Here is a 15,768-nt window from a genome sequence, read left to right as displayed (position 1 = left end):
GATGAAGTTGTATTATACATTACTTTTTAGACGTATAAATCGTCATCTTAAAGAGCTGGGAATAGAACCAATAATCGCATATGTAGCTATTCCATGTTTTATGTATTGGGGATCATCAAGTTTTTTTGAAAAAGTAATGTATGCAAACTACCTGTATCCATTATTGGTTGTTTTTTTTGTAGCCACTATTAGTTTTTCAAAACATGATGATTTTTTAAAGCAGCAATTTTCTAACCTTATATATAGAGGCATTAACGTTCTTAATAATGTGTTTTTAGTTCTGCCTTTTTTATTTTTTTTAGTGTATAAACAACTTTATGCAGAATCTATACTAGTTTTACTTTTAGGGGTAATATTATCTTTCTTAAAGAAGCTGAGCAAGGTCAATTTCGTACTACCGACCCCTTTTTATAGATGGCCACATGAGTTTATAGTGGGTTTTAGAAAAACATTTTGGGTATTTTTATTGTCCTATGGTGTTTCTGTTATTTCTATACTCGTAGATAATTTTAATTTAGGAGTTTTCGGAATTGTGTCTATTTTTTTTATTTGCTCATTGTATTATTCAAATTTAGAACCTCAGTTTTACATTTGGGTACATGCTATGACACCAGAAGAATTTTTAAAAAACAAAATAACAATAGCTATTCGATATAGTATTTTATTAACCATCCCGATAGTATCAATTTTGGCAATCTTTTATTTTGATCAAATATACATCGCTTTAATGTTTGAAGTTTTGGGTGTTCTATACGTCGTTATGTATATACTAATGAAATATGCTTTTAATAGTTTAGGAAATGCAATGTTTCAAGGTATAATAGGAGTCCTGTGTCTTTTTTTTCCTCCTGCAATGTTTTTATTGATTCCTTATTTTTATTATAAAGCAAAAAGCAACTTAACCACCTTATTAAAATGATAAAAATAGACTCATTATATAAATCATACGATAATAAAGAAGTGTTGCAAAACATAAACCTATCTTTTAAACCAGGTGAGATTCATGGAGTTGTTGGTGAAAACGGAGCTGGGAAAACAACTTTGTTTCGTTGTATTTCGGGTATGAATAGTTTTAAAGGGAAAATTAATTATAATAAAGGAGTAATAAAGAATGTGATAGGTTTTTTGCCAACTAACCCTTATTTTCTTTCAAAAATTACCGGAAAAGAATATTTGCAGCTAGTATGTAATGCCAGAAAAATCAAATTAACCGATAGTAAAGAAAAAAATATTTTTGACCTACCGCTGAATAAGTATGCTGAAACATACTCTACAGGAATGAAAAAAAAGCTAGCGCTTACAGGAATTTTATTACAGAACAATGCTATTTTTATTTTAGATGAACCTTTTAATGGTGTTGATGTTCATAGCAATATTGTAATTAACCAAGTGCTTTTAAAATTAAAGGAACTCAATAAAATAGTAATTCTTTCTTCTCATATTTTTTCGACGCTTCATGAAACCTGTGATTATTTACATTATTTAAAAGAAGGTCGTATCAAAAAAAGTGTAGATAAAACAGATTTTGATAGTGTAGAACAAGAAATGAAAGCTTCTGGTATTGAGGCCAGAATTGATAGGTTAAACCTATAATATCTTTATTTAGGAATTCTATAAACAGGATATCTAAGATGCGCTTTTTCGTAGTGTTCGGATTGTTTGTGTAGCCAATCTAATTGCGCATACCAGTTGTTAGCAAAAGCAGTATCTTTTTTCTTTTTCTGAAATTTAATTCTTAATTCATTGTTTTGCGATAGTAATTCGTTTGCTTTATCTTCCCATACATAGGGTGAAAATCCTTCTTTTTGCTGTAAGATAGTGTCAAAGAAGTTCCAATTAAAAAACGAATCAGGAGCTTGTGGTTCTAAGGTTTCTATGAGATACCTAAATCCTTTTTGGTGCGTTAGGATGACCATATCTCCTTTGGTGAATGTAATCTCTTCTTTACTGGTTTTAACTTGGGTATTATAGTGAAGGTAATGTCCTTCATAAGGGGTGTTTCTGCTGTTATAATCTTTTACATGGTACGTTTCAACGGTAATTGTAGAATCTTGCTCTAAAACTTTAAATTCTATATTATTTCTTTTTAAAAGTTCTTTAATTGTCCACCATCCTTGCGGTATAATATACGCTTTTGGTACTTTTATGTTAACTGCACTTTTAAAATAATTTTTATACTTTACTTTTTTAGTAAAAGGTTTTTTCTGGTCGTATTTCAAACGTTTAGCTCCTGTGATTTTACTTTCTATAAAGTTTCCTTCATATCCTTTAAAATCAAAAGTTGTAATTTTAGTAGTGTCTAATTTCCATTGTACAGTGTAATTTTCTTGTGTAACCACATCAGAAAAAGCCTTTTCTCTTAGTTTAGTAATTTTAGTTCCATCTTTTTCGATGATCTCAATCATAGATTTCATGAGTTCATAAGTACCTTCGACTCTTTTTTTGTAGGGTTTAAGCATATGTGTTTCGACCATCATGCCCAATGTGTTCCATAATGTTGTGTACCCTGTAGAATACCTGGGTGAGTCCATGAATTGTGTCCAACCTTTTTCTGGAGTTGTTCCCCAGACGTTTACATATGGTGTGATATCCCATTTTTTGTTGACTAGAGCGGCTTCGAGTTGCGGATGCATTTCTTGATGTAAATAATTTCCTAATGCTCCTCCTAATTTATTGTGTTGTGTAAAAAGATGTGTGAGCGTGTATTGATAATCGGCACCATTACTCACATGATTATCGATAAAAACATCGGGTTGAACTAAATGAAATAGTTTGGCGAAGGTTTGAGCATTCTTAGTGTCGTTTTTTATAAAATCACGATTAAGATCATAATTTCTGGCATTTCCTCTAAAACCATATGCTATTGGACCATTCTGATTGGTTCGAGTACCAGAATTTCGATTTAATGCTCCTCCTATATTATAAATTGGGATAGTAACTAAAGTTGTGTTTTTCGGAGCTTTTATTTTTTTTTGTGCAATATCCCTAAATAGTAACATAGTTGCATCAATACCATCACTTTCTCCCGGGTGAATGCCATTATTAATTAATAAAATTCTATTATTTGAGCGAATTTTATCAAAATTAAATTCGCCATTCGGGTCTAGTGTTACCATATGTAGTGGATTTCCACTATCTGTTGCTCCAATTTCTCTAATATTAATTTCAGGAAAAGTATTTGCTAAATTTTGATAATATGCAATAACTTCTGTGTAGGAAGGAGTTTGAGTTCCTTGACTTTTTTCAAAGGTAGTTGTGAAATCAATTGTAGAGGTAGTTTTCTTTTCAGGATTAGAACAAGAAAGTATAAAAAGTAGAAAACTTAGAGTTGGTATTAGTTTTTGCATGATAGACTTGTATATGGGCTAAATATACTAAGATTTAAGATTTTCAAATCTTCTAAAACGTTTTAGTTTAAGTTGTAAATTAGATAGAAGTTCATTTTACTTGCCTTACTATAAAATAAACGTATTTTTGCACCCTCAAAATACAACAACTATGACTGAGTTTGTAAGAAAAAGAGTGGCGAATGCTAAAAATGATATTTTATCAGGATTAACAGTAGCATTAGCTTTAGTACCCGAAGCAGTTGCTTTCGCCTTTGTAGCGGGAGTAGATCCATTGGTAGGCTTATATGCAGCTTTTATGATTGGATTGATTACTTCTATTTTTGGAGGTCGACCAGGGATGATCTCTGGAGCTACAGGAGCGTTAGCAGTAGTTATGGTAAGTTTAGTGGCAGAAGGAAATGCCATGGGAGCTCCTGGTGAACAACTCGGGTTATATTATCTTTTTGCAACAGTAATCCTAATGGGGGGCATACAAATGCTAGCTGGTGTTTTAAAGCTTGGTAAATTTGTGCGTTTAATACCACACCCTGTAATGATGGGTTTTGTAAACGGTTTGGCAATAGTAATTTTTCTTTCCCAGTTAGGAATGTTCAAAGAGTTTGTGGATGGTGAAAAGACTTGGATGCAAGGTGGGGATTTGATATTAATGATAGGCCTTGTATTATTAACTATGGCCATTATGTGGGGATTACCTAAAATAAAAGCAACCTCAAAATTACCAGAAGCATTAATTGGTATTGCAGTAGTTTCTGCCATTGTGATTTTTGGAAAACTAGATGTGGCTACAGTAGGTAGTTTTATTAAAGATGGCGGAGGAGAAGGCTTAAAAGGTGGATTACCACAATTTCAGTTTGATATTTTTAGTAAAATACCTATGAATTTTGAAACATTTAAATTTATAGGGCCATACTCATTAATTTTAGCGGCTATTGGATTGATAGAGTCTTTAATGACTTTAAATCTTATTGATGAATTAACCGAAACTAGAGGAAATTCAAACAGAGAATGTTTAGCACAAGGAGGAGCAAACATTGTGACAGGACTTTTTGGTGGTATGGGTGGTTGCGCTATGATTGGGCAATCGATTATTAATATAAAAGGAGGGGGACGTACAAGACTATCAGGTATTGTAGCCGCTGTTACTTTGTTATTGTTTATTTTGTTTGCATCTGGTTTAATAGAGCAAGTTCCTATAGCAGCGCTAGTAGGAGTAATGTTTATGGTTGTGATCGGTACGTTTGCATGGTCTAGTTTTAGAATACTTAATAAAATACCACTTACTGATGCTATTGTGTTAATAGCTGTGTCTTCATTAACTGTATTTTTTGATTTAGCTGTTGCAGTAATTGCAGGAGTAATTATGTCTGCATTGGCTTTTGCTTGGGAGAATGCCAAGAAAATTAGAGCAAGAAAGCATATAAAAGAAGATGGTACCAAAGTGTATGAAATTTGGGGCCCTCTTTTCTTTGGAAGTATACAGGCGTTTAATAGTAAATTTGATATCGCAAATGATCCCGAGAACGTAGAAATAGATTTTATAGAATCTCGCGTAAGCGATCACTCTGCATTAGAGGCTGTCTTTAATCTTGTTGGTAAATATGAAGAGGCAGGCAAAACAGTTAGAATAAAACACCTTAGCGAAGAATGCCAAGCATTAATGATTAAAGCTTCTCCAAGACTAGCAAATGTTATTGAACATGATGTAGATGACCCTAGATATCACGTGATGGCTAAAGCCATGAAATAAATAAAGCTTATATTTCGATTTTAAAATAGAAATAATTATAAATGGATATTCCTTTTGAACCTGTAGTATTTGGTGTTAAAGTGAATATCCATTTAATTTTAGAATACGCTGCATTTTTTATTGGGTTTCGATATTACGTATATCTCAAAAAACGAATTCAAGACCCAATACCTTCTACAAATCGACTTTCTATTATTATTGGTGCTGTCTTTGGTGCTTTTTTAGGGTCTCGTATTTTAGGTTTTTTAGAAAATCCAATAGTAGATTTCACGCCAGAATATTTAATCTATTTGCTTAGTGTTAAAACCATAATGGGTGGGCTTTTTGGAGGATTGCTTGGTGTAGAACTAGCTAAGAAAATTATTAAAGAAAATAAGTCTTCAGGGGATTTGTTTACCTATCCAATAATTTTAGGAATTATTATTGGTAGAATAGGATGTTTTTTGGCTGGTATTAACGAGTTTACTTATGGAAAAGAAACAACCTCTTTTTTAGGAATGGACTTAGGTGATGGTGTGTTTAGATACCCAATTGCCTTGTTTGAAATCGTTTTTCTGATAGTGCTTTGGTGGTGTTTGAGATATTTTCAGAGAAATTATAAATATAAAAACGGACTGTTATTTCAGTATTTTATGATCTCTTACTTTTTATTTCGATTTTGTATAGAATTTCTAAAACCCAATGTTTTTTTGATTTTCGGATTAAGTAGTATTCAGTATTTGTGTATCTTATGCTGGATTTACTATCATAAAACTATTCGAAAACTATTTTATGCCTACTAGAAAGTATACGTATTACGATTATACCTTAAGTTTATGTCCAACTTGTCTTAAGAGAATAGATGCCAAAATTGTCTTTGAAGAAGACAAAGTTTATATGCTAAAACGATGTCCAGAGCATGGACGATCTAAGGTGTTAATAGCAGATGATATAGAATATTATAAGAACATTAGAAACTATAATAAACCTTCAGAATTCCCTTATAAATTTAATACAACTACAGATTATGGTTGTCCTTATGATTGTGGATTATGTCCTGATCATGAGCAACATTCTTGTTTGTCGATAATAGAAGTAACGGATCGTTGCAATCTAACATGCCCTACTTGTTATGCTTCTTCATCACCTCATTATGGTAGACATCGTTCTTTAGATGAAATTAAAAAGATGTTAGATACCATTGTTGAAAATGAAAAAGAACCAGATGTTGTGCAGATAAGTGGGGGAGAACCCACAATTCATCCTCAGTTTTTTGAAATTTTGGATTATGCAAAACAATTACCAATTAGACATTTAATGGTGAATACTAATGGTGTTCGTATCGCCAAGGATATAAAGTTCACAGAACAATTGGCTAGTTATATGCCGGACTTTGAAATTTATCTTCAGTTTGATTCTTTGCAAGCGGACGTCCTAGAGAAATTAAGAGGAGAAGATCTCACCAAAGTTAGAAAGCAGGCGATAACCCATTTAAATCAGTTTAATCTTTCAACCACCTTAGTAGTTACATTACAAAAAGGGTTAAATGATAATGAAATGGGAGAAGTTATATCTTTTGCGACAAAACAAAAATGTGTTCGTGGGGTGACATTTCAGCCTACACAAATTGCTGGGCGATTAGAGGATTTTGACACGCAAACCGATAGAATTACATTAACCGAAGTAAGAAGAAAGATTCTAGAACAATTTCCTGTATTTGAGTCTGATGATTTGATACCTGTGCCTTGTAATCCAGACGCATTGGTCATGGGGTATGCATTAAAAAACGAAGATGGGATTTTACCACTTACACGATATATCAATCCTGCAGATTTATTAGATAATGGTAAAAATACTATTGTCTATGAGCAAGATTCAGAATTACATGGTAAGGTATTAGAGTTGTTTAGTACAGGTAACTCTGTTGAGACCGCTTCAGAAAATTTACAATCTATTATGTGTTGTTTGCCAGAAATTGATGCGCCAGACTTAGGGTATGATAATCTTTTTAGAATCATAATTATGCAGTTTATAGATGCGTATAACTTTGATGTAAGAGCAATTAAAAAATCTTGTGTACATATCGTAAATAAGGATTATAAAATCATTCCGTTTGAGACGATGAATTTGTTTTATCGCGATGATAAACAAGAGTATTTAGAACAATTAAGAAAAGAAACAGTATGATAACAAATTCAATTTTATTAGAAGGTGGAAATTATGCAGGAATCGTTTATCTAATTTTATTAATTCTTCTTGGGCCACCAGTACTTCTAGCTATTATTGGTTTGATTTTGTTTAAAACCACTAGTCGCAAAGCAGGAAAAGTATTCTTTATACTTGCTGGTATATATCTTGTAGTTGGACTCGGAATTTGTGGGGCTATGCTCTCAGCTTGATTAATGCCTTTCTAAAATATACATTGTTTCATTCAATATTTCCTTTTTACTATTGATATTAGTGTCTGTAGTATAGATTTTCGATAATTCGAACTCATCAGTATGTTCCTTTAAGGTATATCCTTCTATTTTAGAAAAATAAGAGTGGGGAATGGTTTGATGAGAAAAAGAATCATTAGTATCATTATGACTGTCAAAATAATGTAAAAGGCGCTTGTATACTTCAGTTTGTTCAACATCCGGAAGATAAGTAACACATCCAACCATATCACCTGGGTTCTGCAGTTCTTTAAAAACAGTAAACAATTTATTTGTAGTTTTTCGATCCAAAAAAAAGAAAACACCTTCAATTAATATGAATATTGGTTTTTTTTTGATCATTGGAGACAATATTGCTATTATTTGTTGTATACTATTTTGATTAAAATCAATGGCAGTGTATTGGATATCCCTTTGGGGTAATTTGTGTTCTTTTGTCCAGTGATCTATTTTGTCTTTTTTATAATCAATGATATCTTTTTTATCTATTTCTATAGTAGCGATTGATGAGTCAAAAGAGAATTGATACATACTAAAACCAGAACCAAAATTAATGAGTGTTCCGCCATTGTTGGCTTTAAAAAAACCTCTTATTTCTTCATAAAAAAAGCGATTTCTAAGACTATGTAAAATAGCTTCATGTTTTGATACAGTAGTAAGAATTTCTGGTATTAAAGCATCAGTATCTGGATTGTTCCATAATTTGGCATAAATGTCTTTGCTTATATCCTCATGATATGATCTGTAAGTTGATACTATAAAAGCAGTTTCGTGAATTTGCATATTACCCTAGAATTATTGTTATAGTAATGATTAATTAATAAAAGCAATGTTTATTTAGTTAATTTTTATTAATAGTGTTAATATATTTATTATTTTTAAATGTTTATTTTACATTTAAAAAGAAATTTATACTAAAGAATGCTTCATCGTTCGTTTTTTCTTCTTTAATGTAAACGTTTTGTTTTCGAATTTCATGATGCATGTTTTTTGGCTACCTCTTTTAAAACAAAACAAGTTAAATAACTAGATATAGCTAAGTTATAATATCTAATTAAGAATAAGACATTTTGCTTAAACAGAAATAGGTGATTAGTTCACTTTTCTAAAGTAGAATTATATATATCATAATATTTATTAACCAGTAGCGAATATTAACACACAAAACACAAAAAAATGAAAACCTTAAACTTTATTTTAGGGGTAATGATGCTTTTGTCATTGCCAAGCGTAACTGCGCAAACAAAAGTAGATATAGATATGTCTACAGAACGATATTTAGGGACAGTATCAGATTTGGATAGGACTAAATATTTTACCATTCATAGTAATTCAAACGATGCAGATCATCAAAAGCTTTATAAGGATTTTAATGTCACGCGTGGTAGAGGCTTTTGGGGAGCTTTTTCCTATGCAAAAAACAAAACGGGTGTAGTAGGAGAATACCCAGAATATATAGCTTCAGATAATACTAGTGAACGAAATGTTTCGCGCTTTGTCGCCACAGAACATCCAAGAAATGTAGTTAGATATGATTTAGATAAAGAAAAAGGAGCTGCTTGGGCGGCCGAATATTACAAAAATCATGTAAATGATTCTGGTAGACCAGAGTTTTTTGAGCCTATGAATGAACCTTTTGTACATTCTGGAGATGCAGTATTTTCAGAACAACAGCCCGATGCTCAAAAAATGCGTATTCGAATGGCAGAATGGTTTGGTGCAATAGGTAAAAAGTTTGATGAAACTCCCGAATTATCAAAAATGAAAGTAATAGGGTATTCTAGTGCTTGGCCCTCTATGGAACTGTGGGATTTTGGACATTGGGATTCACGTATGAAAATGTTTATGGATGTAGCAGGAGATCATATTGATGCATTTGCCACACATCTGTATGATGGTGTTAATGTAACAGGACAGGATAATAAACGATCAGGAAGTAATTCTGAAGCTATTTTGGATCTGATAGAAACATACAGTTATGCAAAATGGGGAGTCATTAAACCTCATGCGATCACAGAATATGGTGGTATCGAAAGAGGATATCCAGCTGGGTATAGTGATATTAAAAGTGCTATATCTTTAAAATCAATTAATGCTCTTTTATTTAACCTATTAGAAAGAGAGAATAGAATGGCAATCTCTATTCCTTTTATTACAGGTAAAGCAACTTGGTATATTAATGCTTCTAATAATTATCAAACGTATATACCAGCACTATGGAGACCTTTATCGATTACACCAACAGATAACCCAAATAGACCAATTTTAGAAGACTGGAGTTATACAGCTAAAATAGATTTCTATAAACTATGGTCTGATGTAAAAGGGAAAAGAATTCTTGTTAATAGTAGCAATCCAGATGTTCAAATTCAAGGATTCGCAACAGATAAAAAAGTGTATGTAGCATTAAATAATTTAGATGATAAAGAACAAGTTGTAGAGCTTAATATGGTTTCTGGTTTGTCTGGTTTACAAAAAATTAGAAGTAAGAGTTTACGGATATATGAAAACTCTAATCCCGAATATACAGATTCCGAAATAGAAAAAGCACCTAATACGATAACTTTAATTCCAAATGAAACCGTTGTTTTAGAGTATACATTTAATACGGACTTAGCTTTTGCAAATACAATTCGAAGTAAAAACTATTATACTACAAAACACCTTCAAAAAATAGAAGCTAACACGGATATTGTTTTTAATTTTAATAATGTCCAAGTGGGAAGTGGGTTTGCTAAGTTAAAAATGGCAATCGGAAGAAAGCATAATGTTTCTAAATCTCCAAAACTAAAAATAAACGGAGTAGAAGTTCATGTACCAACAAATTGGAAAGGATATGATCAAAGAAATAGAGGTGACTTTTTTGGAACCATCGATATACCTTTTCCGATAGAGTTGTTAAAAGTAGACAATACGATAACTGTAAACTTCCCTGATAGTGGGGGTAGAGTAAGTTCAATGATTTTAGAAGTTGAAAAGTATGATAAAGCTGTGATTGGAAAGAAAGACACAATTCTTTTTCCTGAAGTTATTACAAGTCTTCCGATAGCTGATTCTTATAGTATAAATGTTAATTATGAAGCAACAACAAACCGTGAGATTATTGCTGAGTTTTGGTTAGCAAAAAGTAAGCTCGCAAGCAGTAAACGATTAGTGGTACCTGCAGGATCAGGTACTAGATCAATAAGTTTAAAATTACCTGCTATGGCAGAACCAGGAGACCAATACTCTTTTAAGACATATATCAGGCCTATCGGAGAAAACGAAGGGAAATATCTGGATACTGCACAAATAGATAATATTGTTATCTCAGAAATTATAGAGTATGATGATCTTGTATCATTTAAAGATGCGCCTACTACGATTCCTTCAACAACATCCTATTCTTTTAATTTAGATTATGAAGCTTCAACTGATAGAGAAATTGTTGTAGAATTCTGGTCAGCTACCAACTGGATGGGGCAACAAAAAGAAATTGTGCCAACAGGGCGAGGTGTTAAATCGATAACAGTAAACTTATCTTCTGCTCCGTCACCTGGTGAGGGTTATGTTTATAAAACCCATATACGACCATTGGGTACAAATTGGCAACAAGCAATTGATACAGATCAGGTTAATAATGTTACCATAATTGGTGGAGGAGAGAAAGAAGATATGTTGTTTAATATCAATAATCTAAGAATATCTTCAAATCCCGTTAAGGAAAAGTTTACAATTCATAATTTAACAAACCCAGTATTGATACAGGTGTCGAATTTAAAAGGGCAAAAGGTACTGTCAAAAGTTATCAGTAAATATAATAGTATAGACGTGTCTAGTTATAAACGAGGTATTTACTTTATATCAATTAATAATTCTCCTTTTACTAAATTTTTAAAACAATAAGAGTAACATGAAAAAGGCCGCTTAGACTATCAAAGCGGCTTTTTTTATTTGTTTTGATAGAGTTCTTTCTTTTACAAGAAAGACTTTGTCTTTTTTGTTAATTAAGTATTTGTTAGTCAAAGTTTTAGTTATTTGTTTTTAAATATGTGTGTCTCAAGTATTATTTTGACTGGTAAACCACATCTCTTTCGAATTCTTTCTATATGGTTACGAATTCTATTTTTTAAGTAACGAATAATAGCTTACACAGATATAGGTATTAGAGGGGTATTAATTTCACTTTAATTATTGAATAAACTCAACTAGTATTAGCTTACAAATAAAGTAATAGATTACATAAACACACACAAAAAAAACATCTTAAAACCACCTAAACTAACTAACACATGATTCAATTAAGAACGCTAGTAATTTTGCTATTACTAGTAATGTTGCGAACACCTTTGTTTTCGCAAACGGTAACTATCGATTATAAAACTCAAAAGTTTTTGGGGAATATTTCTCAATTAGATCGTACTAAATATTTTACGCTTCACGATAATTCGAACGATACAGACAGTAAAAAGTTCTATGCAGACTTTAATGTAAGCCCTGGAAGAGGCTTTTGGGGTCCTTTCTCGCACGCAAACAGTAAAACCGGATCTGTAGGTAACTATCCCAATTTTATTAACTCCAACAATACATCGGTTCGTAATGTTACGAGATATGTAGGAACAGAGCATCCAAGAAATGTTGTACGATATAATTTGAATAAAGAAAAAGGAGCTGCATGGGCTGCAGAATACTATAAAAATCATGTTGATGATTCTGGACGCCCAGAATTTTTTGAGCCGATGAATGAACCTTTTGTACATGCTGGAGATGATGTTTTTAAACCACAACAACCCGATAATAAAAAGATGAAGTATCGAATGGCAGAGTGGTTTGGAGCAATAGGTAAAAAATTTGATGAAACTCCCGAATTAGCAAAAATTAAAGTAATTGGATATTCTAGTGCTTGGCCATCTTTAGAACTATGGGATTTTAGACATTGGAACGAGAATATGAAGATGTTTATGGATGTTGCAGGTAATCACATGGATGCCTTTGCAGTTCATCTTTACGATGGTGTTAATGTAACAGGACAGGATAATAAAAGATCAGGAAGTAACTCTGAAGCGATATTAGATTTAATAGAGACGTATAGTTATACAAAATGGGGTAGAGTAAAACCACATGCAATTACAGAATATGGAGGTATTGAAAAAGGATATGGACCAAATTATAGTGATATAAAAAGTGCAATCTCTTTAAAATCTATAAACGGAATTCTATTTAACCTTTTAGATAGAGAGGATAGAATGGCTATTTCTATTCCTTTTATAACGGGCAAAGCAAGATGGCATATTACAGGAGCAAATAACTATCAGCCTTATACGCCTTCTCTTTGGAGACCTTTATCTGTAACACCAACATCTAATCCTAATAAACCTATACTCAAAAATTGGAAGTATACAGCAAAAATTGATTTCTATAGACTTTGGTCAGAAGTAAAAGGAAAAAGAGTTCTAGTAAAAAGTGATAATCCTGACATACAAATTCAAGGTTTTGTTAATGGTAAAAAACTGTATGTAGCCCTAAATAATTTAGATGATAAAACGCAAAAAGCTACCTTGAATATGACTTCAAATTTGGCTGGATTGCAAAAGGTAAGGATTAAGAGTTTAAAAATATTTGATAATGCTAATCCAAAATATAGTGATACAGAAAGAACTACTGCCCCAGCTAATATTACTTTAATAGCAGGCGAAACTGTAGTGTTAGAATATACTTTTGCCAACACAATTTCTTCAACAAATACTATTCGTACTGTAAACTATTATTCTAAAAAACATCTTCAAACAATAAATGCAAATTCAGAAATTTCATTTTCATTTAATGGTGTAAAAACAGGAACAGGTTATGCGAATTTAAAAATGTCAATTGGCCGAAAACATGATAAATCAAAATCACCAATAGTCAAAGTAAACGGTACTAGAGTTTCTGTACCAGCAAATTGGAAAGGTTACGATCAGAGAAATAGAAATGATTTCTTTGGTACAATTGATATACCTGTAGCGATGAATTTGCTTAAAGGAAATACTACCGTTACGGTACAATTTCCAGATGGTGGAGGTAGAATTAGTTCTGTAATTCTAGGTGTTAATAAATATGATAATGATGTTGTTGAAGAGAATAAAGACACAATTTCATTTTCAAATATTAATAGCGTATTACAAGTTGCAGATTCATATACTGTAGATGTTGATTATGAAGCCGCTAAAAACAGAGAAATTCAAGTAGGTTTTTGGTCATCAACAGGATGGATTGCAAGTAGTGCTGTACAAACTGTTTCTGCAGGAAAAGGAACAAAATCGATTACAGTACAATTACCAAAACCTACTGAACCAGGTACAGGGTATGTTTTTAAAGCGCACATACGACCAGTAGGAGGGACTTGGCAAGAAGCATTAAAATGGGCACAGGTAAATAGCATTACTATTGAAGCGGTACCTCAATTTAAAGATGAGGTTTCTTTTAAAGATCCCAAAACAACAATCATATCAGCAGATTCTTATAATTTTGATATCGGATACGAGGCTTCAACAAATAGAGAACTAGTAGTAGAGTTTTGGTCGTCTTTAGGTTGGGTTGCACAACAAAAGGAAGTAGTTACTGCAGGAAAAGGAGTAAAATCTATTACTGTGAAACTTCCTAGTAAGCCAGCGCCAGGTACAGGGTATGTTTACAAAACGCATATACGCCCTATAGGCACTACTTGGAGAGAAGCATTACAATGGGATACAGTTAATGGTATTACTGTAATTGCAGAAAACACTCAATTGATAGCAAACGGAACTTATTATATCAGTTCCTCTGAAAATAGTCAACGACTATTGTCAAGAGCATTAGAAAAACATAGCGCTGTGATGCGCAATCCTGGTAATTTTGAAGATCAAAAATGGATTTTCGAGCACAAAGGAGATGATGTCTATACTATAAAAAACAAAGGAACAAATAGATATTTAGAAGTGCCATTTGGGAGTTGTGTTAATGGAGCAAATGTTGCAACATGGACAGATGCAACCGATGCTCATAAACAATGGAAAGCTGTATCAAATGGAAATGGTATTTTTGGATTAAAACCTATGCACTGTATACAAAAAAGTCTCGACAGAGCTGCTGGAGCAACAAATGCGAATGCACAATTATGGGATTACAACAGTGGTAATAGAAATCAAAAATGGAAAATTGTTCCAGCTGATAATACTTTAAGTAAGAGTGCTGTAACAAGAGAAGTTGCAAGTTTTGATGCAAAAAAATTAATAATAGCACCAAACCCTGTAAAAGAGGCCTTGGTATTGTACAACTTGAATACATTTTCTGATATCCGTATCTTGGATCTTAGGGGGCAAGAAGTTATGTCTAAACGGATCAAAGAAAAAAATGATGAAAATATAATTGATGTTTCAGGATTAGAAAGTGGTGTATATTTCATTGTTATAAACAATGGGCCTGCAGTGAAAATCTTGAAAGAATAGGTATATATAATTAAAAAAGAGGAGTAAATATCTTTTTTTGTCCTTAGTCAGTCAGAGGGAGTGTCCCTATGATTTGAGAGCGTTTCATAACAATAGTATTGTCGCATTCTCAAATCATGGGATACTCTTTATGACATCAAAGAATTTTTTAGATAATTCTAAGCAACTCCAATAAAAATGTCAACAATGGCATCTGTAGGGTTTTGAGCTTCTTCTCCATATACTTCAAAATCGGTAGTATAATCTCTGTTTAGATTTGAATTCCAAATTTCACCCCATTTTTCATAAATAACGCCTTTAGTAAGATCTCCTTCTGCTGTGAATCTAGAATAAGTATTTTTATTAATTTCGATACCTGTCATTCCATCCGGAATATTATCTAAATTTTCTACTTTACATCCTAATACAGTCGTATAACCTTCTGTATAATCACTTTCATAATCTGTATATAAAGCGTAGATAGAATCTTCAAGTCTATTAGGTATTTTATCAATTGTATTTTCAGACATAAATGTATTCCATAATGCAGGTATATCATGGGTAGCCTGATTGTTTTTATTTGTTGTTCGTACAGAAATTCCGATTACAGAGAAGGGTTGAAGTTTTACTTTTGTCATAATGATAAGTGTTGAAATGATTAATATTAATACAAAAGTAATTTGAAGTACTGACAGGTGTGTGTCAGTAGTAAAATAAAATTGTGTTTTACAGATACTATTTATGTTTAAAGAAATGTTAACAATATAAATAGTTATGTAATTCTGTTTGAAACTATATATTGTAATATGATCTTTTTGCTTAGTTTTTAC

General features: G+C 32.1%; 11 protein-coding genes. 8 read left to right on the top strand and 3 right to left on the bottom strand.

Annotation, left to right across the window (positions count from 1 at the left end):
- Position 1: 1 nt before the first annotated feature.
- Together AWE51_RS13005 and AWE51_RS13000 are read left to right on the top strand one after the other, a co-directional pair.
- Positions 2–919: a hypothetical protein gene (locus AWE51_RS13005; protein ID WP_066314111.1), complete on the top strand. Its 918-nt coding sequence runs from the start codon at positions 2–4 to the stop codon at positions 917–919.
- Positions 916–1,593, top strand: coding sequence for an ABC transporter ATP-binding protein (locus tag AWE51_RS13000; RefSeq protein ID WP_066314109.1), 678 nt, complete (start codon positions 916–918; stop codon positions 1,591–1,593). Before AWE51_RS13005 ends, AWE51_RS13000 begins: the two co-directional genes overlap by 4 nt.
- Positions 1,594–1,598: 5 nt before the next feature.
- Here AWE51_RS13000 and AWE51_RS12995 read toward each other — a convergent pair whose 3' ends face one another.
- The gene (locus AWE51_RS12995; RefSeq protein WP_066314107.1) at positions 1,599–3,347 is read right to left on the bottom strand and encodes a M14 family metallopeptidase; all 1,749 of its coding nucleotides are present in this window, start codon (positions 3,345–3,347) and stop codon (positions 1,599–1,601) included.
- Between the two features lie 151 nt (positions 3,348–3,498).
- Between AWE51_RS12995 and AWE51_RS12990 the strand changes: the two genes are divergently transcribed.
- From AWE51_RS12990 to AWE51_RS12975, 4 genes are read left to right on the top strand one after another with little or no spacing between them, the layout of a single operon-like run.
- Complete coding sequence (locus tag AWE51_RS12990; protein ID WP_066314106.1) at positions 3,499–5,097, top strand: SulP family inorganic anion transporter; 1,599 nt, start codon at positions 3,499–3,501, stop codon at positions 5,095–5,097.
- Positions 5,098–5,138: 41 nt separating this feature from the next.
- Positions 5,139–5,879, top strand: a complete 741-nt coding sequence (locus AWE51_RS12985; protein WP_066314104.1) for a prolipoprotein diacylglyceryl transferase family protein — start codon at positions 5,139–5,141, stop codon at positions 5,877–5,879.
- Positions 5,869–7,263, top strand: a complete 1,395-nt coding sequence (locus AWE51_RS12980) for a radical SAM protein (RefSeq protein ID WP_066314102.1) — start codon at positions 5,869–5,871, stop codon at positions 7,261–7,263. The genes AWE51_RS12985 and AWE51_RS12980 overlap by 11 nt, the downstream gene beginning before the upstream one ends.
- Entirely contained in the window at positions 7,260–7,475 is a 216-nt protein-coding gene (locus AWE51_RS12975; RefSeq protein ID WP_066314100.1) for a hypothetical protein, read from the top strand. The genes AWE51_RS12980 and AWE51_RS12975 overlap by 4 nt, the downstream gene beginning before the upstream one ends.
- Here AWE51_RS12975 and AWE51_RS12970 read toward each other — a convergent pair whose 3' ends face one another.
- Positions 7,476–8,297, bottom strand: a complete 822-nt coding sequence (locus tag AWE51_RS12970) for a class I SAM-dependent methyltransferase (protein WP_066314097.1) — start codon at positions 8,295–8,297, stop codon at positions 7,476–7,478.
- Positions 8,298–8,690: 393 nt separating this feature from the next.
- On the opposite strand from AWE51_RS12970, the gene AWE51_RS12965 reads away from it, so the two are divergent.
- Together AWE51_RS12965 and AWE51_RS12960 are read left to right on the top strand one after the other, a co-directional pair.
- Positions 8,691–11,399, top strand: a complete 2,709-nt coding sequence (locus tag AWE51_RS12965; protein WP_066314096.1) for a T9SS type A sorting domain-containing protein — start codon at positions 8,691–8,693, stop codon at positions 11,397–11,399.
- Between the two features lie 386 nt (positions 11,400–11,785).
- The gene (locus tag AWE51_RS12960) at positions 11,786–14,959 is read left to right on the top strand and encodes an RICIN domain-containing protein (protein ID WP_066314095.1); all 3,174 of its coding nucleotides are present in this window, start codon (positions 11,786–11,788) and stop codon (positions 14,957–14,959) included.
- 158 nt (positions 14,960–15,117) lie between these two features.
- On the opposite strand, the gene AWE51_RS12955 is transcribed toward AWE51_RS12960, so the two are convergent.
- Positions 15,118–15,576, bottom strand: coding sequence for a GyrI-like domain-containing protein (locus tag AWE51_RS12955; protein ID WP_066314094.1), 459 nt, complete (start codon positions 15,574–15,576; stop codon positions 15,118–15,120).
- Between the last annotated feature and the right edge of the window lie 192 nt (positions 15,577–15,768).

The sequence above is a fragment of the Aquimarina aggregata genome, from assembly GCF_001632745.1.
Lineage (GTDB): Bacteria > Bacteroidota > Bacteroidia > Flavobacteriales > Flavobacteriaceae > Aquimarina > Aquimarina aggregata.
Note: the sequence above shows the minus strand (reverse complement) of the source record. Positions and strands in the feature narration are given on the sequence as shown.

Excerpts from the sequence above, each read along its gene's own strand:
- AWE51_RS12965 (WP_066314096.1), top strand. The coding sequence starts at position 8,691 with ATGAAAACCTTAAACTTTATTTTAGGGGTAATGATGCTTTTGTCATTG.
- AWE51_RS12975 (WP_066314100.1), top strand. The coding sequence starts at position 7,260 with ATGATAACAAATTCAATTTTATTAGAAGGTGGAAATTATGCAGGAATC.
- AWE51_RS12960 (WP_066314095.1), top strand. The coding sequence starts at position 11,786 with ATGATTCAATTAAGAACGCTAGTAATTTTGCTATTACTAGTAATGTTG.
- AWE51_RS12985 (WP_066314104.1), top strand. The coding sequence starts at position 5,139 with ATGGATATTCCTTTTGAACCTGTAGTATTTGGTGTTAAAGTGAATATC.
- AWE51_RS13005 (WP_066314111.1), top strand. The coding sequence starts at position 2 with ATGAAGTTGTATTATACATTACTTTTTAGACGTATAAATCGTCATCTT.
- AWE51_RS12990 (WP_066314106.1), top strand. The coding sequence starts at position 3,499 with ATGACTGAGTTTGTAAGAAAAAGAGTGGCGAATGCTAAAAATGATATT.
- AWE51_RS13000 (WP_066314109.1), top strand. The coding sequence starts at position 916 with ATGATAAAAATAGACTCATTATATAAATCATACGATAATAAAGAAGTG.
- AWE51_RS12955 (WP_066314094.1), bottom strand. The coding sequence starts at position 15,576 with ATGACAAAAGTAAAACTTCAACCCTTCTCTGTAATCGGAATTTCTGTA.
- AWE51_RS12970 (WP_066314097.1), bottom strand. The coding sequence starts at position 8,297 with ATGCAAATTCACGAAACTGCTTTTATAGTATCAACTTACAGATCATAT.
- AWE51_RS12980 (WP_066314102.1), top strand. The coding sequence starts at position 5,869 with ATGCCTACTAGAAAGTATACGTATTACGATTATACCTTAAGTTTATGT.
- AWE51_RS12995 (WP_066314107.1), bottom strand. The coding sequence starts at position 3,347 with ATGCAAAAACTAATACCAACTCTAAGTTTTCTACTTTTTATACTTTCT.